Here is a 7,316-nt window from a genome sequence, read left to right as displayed (position 1 = left end):
ATTACAAAGGTAACATCATGCTAATGACACTGACAGCAATTCATCATCACCATCATCATACGGGATAACCTGTCAGGTATTTCGCTGGTGGGTTATTCCTTAAAGGAACCTCCGGCGAAACAAAAAGTATAGTCAAAGTTTATTTCGCCCCGAGGTTCCGCCTCGGGGTTTTTCGTTTAAAGAATTAGGAAATAAATAATGAGTAACAATAATCGTTTAAGAATCGCAATCCAAAAATCAGGCCGTCTTTCAAAGGATTGCCAAGCCCTACTCAAACAACTAGGTGTAAAACTAAATCTACGTGAACAGCGTCTAATTGCACACTCTACCAACATGCCTATTGATGTACTTAGAGTGCGTGATGATGATATACCGGGTCTTGTAATGGACGGCGTTTGTGATTTAGGCATTGTTGGCGAAAATGTTTTAGAAGAAGCGCAAGCTGAGCGTGTGCGTAACGAGCAGTTTGCTGAAGTCACTAAGCTTTCAAAATTGGACTTCGGCTTTTGCCGTTTAGCGCTGGCGTGGCCACAAGAGCTAGGTCTACAGGAAAAAGCCTGGTTTAACGGCAAACGCATCGCAACCACCTACCCTGAGATTTTAAAGCAATATCTAAAACGTGAGAACATTGATGCTAGTGTGGTCATGTTAACAGGCTCGGTAGAAGTTGCACCTCGAGCAGGTCTCGCTGACGCCATTTGTGACCTAGTATCAACCGGTGCAACGCTCGAAGCTAATGGCCTTATGCAAGGCGATACTATCTTAGAATCGAATGCTTGCCTCATTCAAAATGCAGCATTGACTGACCAAAGTAAGCTTGCGCTAATCGATAAGCTAATGCCACGCCTTAAAGGGGTGAAACAAGCAAAAGAAAGTAAGTACATCATGATGCATGCACCAAAGAACAAGTTAGATGAAGTATGTGCACTTTTACCAGGTACCGGCCAACCAACTTTGCTTGCACTTGCTGGCAGCGATGAATATGTTGCACTTCACATGGTCAGCTCTGAGACTCTGTTTTGGGAGACAATGGAAGAGTTAAAGGCGCTTGGCGCTAACTCCATTCTGGTTATGCCAATTGAAAAGATGATGGAGTAATACCATGTTTGATTGGCAGTTAGCCACCAGCGAGCAACGCATAGAATGCTTGAGCCGTCCTGCGGTCAAAGTGGGTGACAAGGTAAAAGCGGCAGTTGAAACGATAATCGAAAACGTCGCTCGCAACGGCGACAACGCACTTCTTGATTATGCTGAGCAATTCGATGCTCGCGTCAGCCCCAGAATAAGAGTGACAGAAACAGAGATCGCCGACAGCGAATACGCGTTAGCGCCAGAGCTGAAAAGTGCTATTGACCTAGCTTATAGCAACATTAAAAAGTTTCATCAGTTGCAGCTACCACAAAGCAAGACAGTTGAGACTCAGCCGGGTGTCATCTGCGAGCTTAGATATCAAGCGATAGAAGCTGTAGGCTTATATGTACCTGGTGGTAGCGCTCCTCTACCTTCTTCTGTATTGATGCAAGGTGTTTGCGCGCAGCTAAGCGGTGCCAAAACAATTGTGTTAGCAACCCCAGTTAAAGGTGATAGTCAGATAAACCCTGCGATTTTGTATGCAGCTAAACTCTGTGGCATTACTGACATTATTGAATGTGGTGGTGCTGGAGCAATTGCTGCGATGGCTTTAGGTACCGACAGCGTACCAAAAGTGAATAAGGTTTTTGGCCCAGGTAATGGCTTTGTTACGATGGCAAAACAGTTACTTTCTCAGTCGGTACCTGGACTTGCGATTGATATGCCTGCTGGCCCTTCAGAGGTGTTAGTGATTGCAGATAAAGGGGCTAATCCAGAATTTATCGCAGCCGATCTACTTTCTCAAGCGGAGCACGGTGAAGACTCGCAAGTCATATTATTAGCATCTGATAGTCAGCTTATCGAAGAAACTCAAGCTGCAATCGAGCGCCAACTCGGTGAACTTAGCCGCGCTGATATTGCCAGAGCTGCGCTTAAAAATAGCACGCTTGTTTTAGTTGAGAGCATAGAGCAAGCATTTGAGATCTCAGCAGAGTATGGGCCAGAACACCTTATCTTACAGATAAGAGATGCTGAATGTTTCCTGCCGCTAGTAAAAAACGCGGGCTCAGTGTTTGTCGGTGACTATACGCCAGAGTCAGCAGGTGACTATGCTTCAGGCACCAACCATGTACTGCCAACCTATGGTTATTCAAAAACCTACTCAAGTTTAAATCTGATGGATTTTTATAAGGCTTACACAGTACAAACCATCACAAAAGAGGGCCTGCGTGGTTTGAGCTCTGCCATTTTACCTCTGGCACAAGCTGAAGGTCTAGACGCTCACGCGAATGCTGTTAAAGTAAGGTTGGAGAATATTAATGACTAGTATTGCGTTACCTAATAACATCGAAAAACTAAAGGCTTACAGCTCTGCAAAAAGCGAAAAGCTGACAGGCACAACATGGCTTAACGCCAATGAAAGTCCATACGCTCGTATGCTTGAAATGCGTTTTGATAACTTAAATCGTTACCCCGACCCGCAGCCACAAGTCGTAATAGGTGCCTATGCGAGCTACGCAAAAGTCGAGCAAACAAATGTGCTGATGACTCGTGGCGCAGATGAAGGGATTGAACTTTTAGTTCGAACTTACTGCGAGTCAGCCAAAGATAGCATTGCGATTTTTACTCCTACCTATGGAATGTATAAAGTTACGGCTGACACTCATAACATTGCGATTAATGAATTAAGCCAAGATCAGCTTGCCAATGACGATGTGGATACACTAACCGCTGCAATTGGCGAGGCTAAACTTGTCTTCGTCTGTAATCCAAATAACCCAACCGGTGCAATGCAACCTGCCAGCAAAGTTGCAGCACTTGCAGGTAAGCTTCAAGGCCGTGCAATTTTGGTCGTTGATGAAGCCTATATTGAGTTTTGTGAAGAAAAAACCTGTGTCGAGCTAATCAAAGAGTTCTCAAATGTCGTCGTGCTGCGTACGCTATCTAAAGCGTTTGCACTAGCGGGACTTCGCGTTGGCTTTATGTTAGCAAGTGAACAACTATTGGCACCGGTGAGAAAAGTGATTGCGCCCTACCCTGTTTCTACAGTCGTGGCACAAATTGCAGCAACTGCGTTAACGCCAGACGCATTAACTCAGATGCGTCGCCAAGTCTCTATTTTGAACCTAGCAAAAAAGAAGCTTATACAATGGCTACAAGACAGCGAATTCGTAAGCGCAATATTATGTGGCGAAGGCAACTTTGTTACTTTACAGCTAACCGACAAGCAGTTTGTAAAGCAAGCGATGCTCCAAGGTTTAATCATGCGGCCATTTGTGCTGTTTGGCGAGGACAATTGGCTGCGCATCTCTATCGGCAACGAGCAGGAATTAAAACAAGTAGAAAATTGGCTGAAACAATGCCAAGTCACTGAGGAAGTATCATGAGCGCCCCGTATTTATTCATCGACCGCGATGGCACTATTATCGAAGAGCCAATAACCGATAAACAAGTAGATAGTCTAGAGAAGCTAGCACTATTACCTAATGTGATCCCTGCGTTATTACAATTACAGTCATTTGGTTATAAATTAGTGATGGTATCTAACCAAGATGGCCTCGGCACAAGTAGCTTCCCTAAAGCAGATTTTGATGCGCCTCAAGATAAAATGATGCAAATACTAACAAGCCAAGGGATCCGTTTCGAAGAGGTATTGATCTGCCCTCATTTTGATGAAGACAATTGCCAATGTCGTAAACCTAAAACTGGATTACTCACCGAACTGATGCGCTCGGGCAAAGTGGACCTTAGCAAATCGTTTGTTATTGGGGATAGACAAACGGATATTCAGCTTGCAGAAAACCTCTGCATTGAAGGTGTTCTCTACAAAGATAACTGGCCTGCTATTGTGACGCAGTTAACCACCTTAAATCGCAGCGCACAAATTGCCAGAAATACCAAAGAAACGCAGATTTCGGTGGCGATAAATCTAGACCAACAAGCCAATGGGGAAATTTCGACGGGGCTTGGTTTTTTTGACCACATGCTAGATCAGATCAGAACCCACGCCAACCTTGGCCTGAATATTCAGGCGAAAGGTGACTTACACATAGACGAACACCACCTCGTAGAAGATATCGGGATTGCTCTTGGTCAGGCTTTTAAGGCCGCGCTTGGCACAAAATCACAAATCGCACGTTATGGCTTTGCGTTGCCGATGGATGAATGTAAAGCAGAATGTCAGTTGGACTTATCTGGACGCGCATCTTTTGTACTCAATGCTGATTTTACACGAGATAAAGTGGGTGACTTGGATGTACAAATGGTTGAGCATTTCTTCAAGTCATTTGCGGATAATGCGGCTGTGAGTTTAATTCTGAGCGTCAGTGAAGGTAATGCCCATCACCAAGTTGAAGGCTTATTCAAAGCGTTTTCTCGTGCTATTCGTATGGCAATTGCAACGGATGCGTCACAGCAAATGGCAAGTTCTAAGGGGTGTTTATGATTGCAATTATTAATACCGGTTGTGCCAATATTAATTCAGTGCGTTTTGCATTTGAGCGCCTTGGTGTTACACCTGAAGTGATCACTGCACCGGAGAAACTAGCCAGCTTTGAACGAGCAATTTTACCGGGCGTAGGCCATGCCAATGTGGCAATGAAGCGTTTAAATGAGCAAGGCTGGGTAGAGGCGATAGCTGACTATCAACGGCCTTTGATGGGTATTTGCTTAGGGATGCAGCTGCTTTGTCAATCGACAGAAGAAGGTGATATTCCGTGCTTAGGTCGCATTCCGGGTAAGGTTGAGTTATTAGAGACTAACGAGTTAACAGCACCGCACATGGGCTGGAATAATCTCCGAGTGGTGAAGCCCCATGCGCTCACGGCAGGACTCAGTGAACAAGAGCAAGTGTATTTTGTGCACAGTTTTGCGCATATCATCAATCAATCGACACTGGTTTCGGGTGAGTACGGTCAAGCGTTTTCTGCGATTGTTGCAAACGACAATTATGCTGGCATGCAATTTCACCCTGAGCGCAGCGGCAAGGTTGGTGCGCAGCTTTTACAAAACTTTATTAATTGGCAGCTATAAAAGGACGAACAATGATTATTCCCGCTTTAGATGTATTAGAGAACAATATTGTTCGTTTGTATCAAGGCAAGTACGAAACTGCACAGTTTTACCCATTTAATTTAGCGGAGCGTTTACTTGAATACCAAAATGCAGGTGCTGCAAAGCTCCATTTGGTGGATTTAGAAGGTGCTCGAGACCCGAGCAAAAAGCAATGGCGCACCATTCAGGCAGCGACTAAGGCTTTATCTGTACCCTTTCAAGTAGGCGGTGGTATTCGCAGTATGGACGACGTAAAGCAATGGCTAGATGCCGGAGCCGCCCAAGTGGTGATAGGCTCGATGGCGGTAGATAAACAGCAAGAAGTTGCAGCATGGATTAAAGCATGTGGCGCCGATAAATTTGTGATAGCACTTGACGTGAACAAAACTGAAAATGGCTGGTCTCCTGCTACTCACGGCTGGCTCAATGATGCGAAAAGCGATCTATTCGAGCTGTTAGATTTTTATGTAGAGCAAGGTGTAAGCGACTTTTTATGCACAGATATCAGTAAGGATGGCACGATGACAGGTCCATCGTTTGCATTATACGAAGACATCACTAAGCATAACAGTGCAATTAAAGTACAAGCATCAGGGGGCGTGAGCTCTCTTGAGGATATTGCACGGCTTGCGAAACAACAAGTAGGTGGAGTAATACTTGGCAAATCGCTACTTGAAGGTGTTTTTAGCGTTGAGGAGGCCTTAACATGCTATCAAAACGCATAATTCCTTGTTTAGACGTAAAAGACGGCCAGGTTGTCAAAGGTGTTAAATTCCAAGGCCATGAAGTGGTTGGGGATATTCTTGATCTCGCCAAGCGTTATAGTGAGGCCGGTGCTGATGAACTGGTGTTTTATGAGATCAGTGCCAGCGTTGAAAAGCGTTTGCTTGATGTGAATTGGGTAGCTGAAATTGCTAGACATATTGATATACCATTTTGCGTAGCTGGTGGGATTAAATCGGTGGCTGATGCAGCTCGAGTGCTTGAGCAAGGTGCAGATAAGATCTCCATTAATAGCCCTGCCATTGCAAGGCCTGAACTCATTAAAGAGTTACATGATGAATTTGGTAAGCAATGTGTGGTTGTAGGCGTAGACAGCTTTTATGATAAGCAAACTCAAGAATATTTAGTATACCAGTTAACTGGCGATCCGAATGCGTCAAGTCGTACTCGATACAAAACGCAAGAATGGGTCAAACGAGTTCAAGATCTTGGAGCCGGAGAGATTGTACTTAATTGTATGAATCAAGATGGCGTTCGTAATGGCTATGACATAGCGCAGCTCAGCGCGATTAGAACATTGTGTAAAGTGCCACTTATCGCCTCTGGCGGCGCAGGCAGTATGCAAGACTTTGTTGATGTATTTAAACAAACTAATGTCGATGGTGCTTTGGCTGCAAGTGTGTTCCATAAAGGTGTGATTGAAATTCCAAAGCTCAAGCAGTTCTTAATAAATAATGATGTGGCAGCACGACAATGATAATTAATAAACAAAACATAGCAGAAGTAGATTTTGATAAATCAGCACTCATTCCCGCTATCGTACAAGACGTATTAACCGGGGTAGTGTTGATGCAAGGCTTTATGAACAAAGAAGCCCTTGAAGTGACACTAGAAAAGCAACTTGTGACTTTTTATTCGCGTTCTAAATCGCGTCTTTGGACCAAAGGTGAAACTTCAAATAATGTGTTAACTTTGGTGGAAGTGCATACCGATTGTGATAAAGACAGCCTGCTGATTTACGCAAAGCCACAAGGTCCAACTTGCCACCTTGGCAGCGAAAGTTGCTTTGCGGATACCATGCCAGAGCTTGCATTTTTAGGCAAGCTTGAGCGAGTGATTGCCCAGAGGAAAAATGCATCCCCTGAAAGTAGTTATACCGCTTCTTTGTTTGCAAAAGACTTAAGCCGTAGTTGTCAAAAGGTCGGAGAAGAAGGTGTTGAAGTGGCACTGGCGGCGATGAAAAACGACAACGAAGAGTTGCTCAATGAGTCCGCAGACTTACTGTATCATCTTATTGTCTTATTACAGAGACAAGGGCTTACGCTCAGTGATGTGGTCAATACGCTAAAAGATAGGCATAAGTAATTTGCGCTTTGGGTAAGTAATCATTTCACCTATCTTTTCGTTGGCTTGTTCCGACATCGTGCCGTAACAAGCCAACTTACTATATTTGGGATAAATCTGTAATT

General features: G+C 44.4%; 8 protein-coding genes. All 8 read left to right on the top strand.

Annotated elements, in window-relative coordinates; translation table 11 throughout:
* Positions 1 to 198 precede the first annotated feature (198 nt).
* Genes hisG through hisIE form a run of 8 tightly spaced genes read left to right on the top strand, consistent with a single transcriptional unit; the run spans position 199 to position 7,212 of the window.
* Positions 199 to 1,098 (top strand): ATP phosphoribosyltransferase, encoded by a 900-nt coding sequence (gene hisG, locus L1D50_RS19890; protein WP_128727112.1) that lies wholly within the window; start codon positions 199 to 201, stop codon positions 1,096 to 1,098.
* Positions 1,099 to 1,102: 4 nt separating this feature from the next.
* The gene (hisD, locus tag L1D50_RS19885; RefSeq protein ID WP_239966657.1) at positions 1,103 to 2,398 is read left to right on the top strand and encodes a histidinol dehydrogenase; all 1,296 of its coding nucleotides are present in this window, start codon (positions 1,103 to 1,105) and stop codon (positions 2,396 to 2,398) included.
* A complete protein-coding gene (gene hisC / locus L1D50_RS19880) occupies positions 2,391 to 3,458 on the top strand; it encodes a histidinol-phosphate transaminase (protein ID WP_239966656.1) in 1,068 nt (355 codons plus the stop codon). Before hisD ends, hisC begins: the two co-directional genes overlap by 8 nt.
* Positions 3,455 to 4,516 (top strand): bifunctional histidinol-phosphatase/imidazoleglycerol-phosphate dehydratase HisB, encoded by a 1,062-nt coding sequence (hisB, locus tag L1D50_RS19875; protein WP_239966655.1) that lies wholly within the window; start codon positions 3,455 to 3,457, stop codon positions 4,514 to 4,516. The genes hisC and hisB overlap by 4 nt, the downstream gene beginning before the upstream one ends.
* The gene (gene hisH / locus L1D50_RS19870; protein WP_239966654.1) at positions 4,513 to 5,103 is read left to right on the top strand and encodes an imidazole glycerol phosphate synthase subunit HisH; all 591 of its coding nucleotides are present in this window, start codon (positions 4,513 to 4,515) and stop codon (positions 5,101 to 5,103) included. The genes hisB and hisH overlap by 4 nt, the downstream gene beginning before the upstream one ends.
* 11 nt (positions 5,104 to 5,114) lie before the next feature.
* Positions 5,115 to 5,849 carry a 1-(5-phosphoribosyl)-5-[(5-phosphoribosylamino)methylideneamino] imidazole-4-carboxamide isomerase gene (locus L1D50_RS19865; protein WP_128727107.1) on the top strand — a complete coding sequence of 245 codons (735 nt, stop codon included), beginning with the start codon at positions 5,115 to 5,117 and terminating at the stop codon, positions 5,847 to 5,849.
* The gene (gene hisF / locus L1D50_RS19860; protein ID WP_239966653.1) at positions 5,831 to 6,604 is read left to right on the top strand and encodes an imidazole glycerol phosphate synthase subunit HisF; all 774 of its coding nucleotides are present in this window, start codon (positions 5,831 to 5,833) and stop codon (positions 6,602 to 6,604) included. Before L1D50_RS19865 ends, hisF begins: the two co-directional genes overlap by 19 nt.
* Positions 6,601 to 7,212, top strand: a complete 612-nt coding sequence (gene hisIE / locus L1D50_RS19855; protein WP_128727105.1) for a bifunctional phosphoribosyl-AMP cyclohydrolase/phosphoribosyl-ATP diphosphatase HisIE — start codon at positions 6,601 to 6,603, stop codon at positions 7,210 to 7,212. Before hisF ends, hisIE begins: the two co-directional genes overlap by 4 nt.
* Positions 7,213 to 7,316 lie beyond the last annotated feature (104 nt).

The organism is Pseudoalteromonas sp. Isolate6 (genome assembly GCF_022398435.1).
Classification (GTDB): domain Bacteria; phylum Pseudomonadota; class Gammaproteobacteria; order Enterobacterales; family Alteromonadaceae; genus Pseudoalteromonas; species Pseudoalteromonas galatheae.
This window is presented reverse-complemented; position numbering and strand designations above follow the sequence as displayed.

Bases quoted from the DNA above. Each gene is read 5' to 3' on its own strand.
- hisG (WP_128727112.1), top strand. From the start codon at position 199: ATGAGTAACAATAATCGTTTAAGAATCGCAATCCAAAAATCAGGCCGT.
- hisD (WP_239966657.1), top strand. From the start codon at position 1,103: ATGTTTGATTGGCAGTTAGCCACCAGCGAGCAACGCATAGAATGCTTG.
- hisC (WP_239966656.1), top strand. From the start codon at position 2,391: ATGACTAGTATTGCGTTACCTAATAACATCGAAAAACTAAAGGCTTAC.
- hisB (WP_239966655.1), top strand. From the start codon at position 3,455: ATGAGCGCCCCGTATTTATTCATCGACCGCGATGGCACTATTATCGAA.
- hisH (WP_239966654.1), top strand. From the start codon at position 4,513: ATGATTGCAATTATTAATACCGGTTGTGCCAATATTAATTCAGTGCGT.
- L1D50_RS19865 (WP_128727107.1), top strand. From the start codon at position 5,115: ATGATTATTCCCGCTTTAGATGTATTAGAGAACAATATTGTTCGTTTG.
- hisF (WP_239966653.1), top strand. From the start codon at position 5,831: ATGCTATCAAAACGCATAATTCCTTGTTTAGACGTAAAAGACGGCCAG.
- hisIE (WP_128727105.1), top strand. From the start codon at position 6,601: ATGATAATTAATAAACAAAACATAGCAGAAGTAGATTTTGATAAATCA.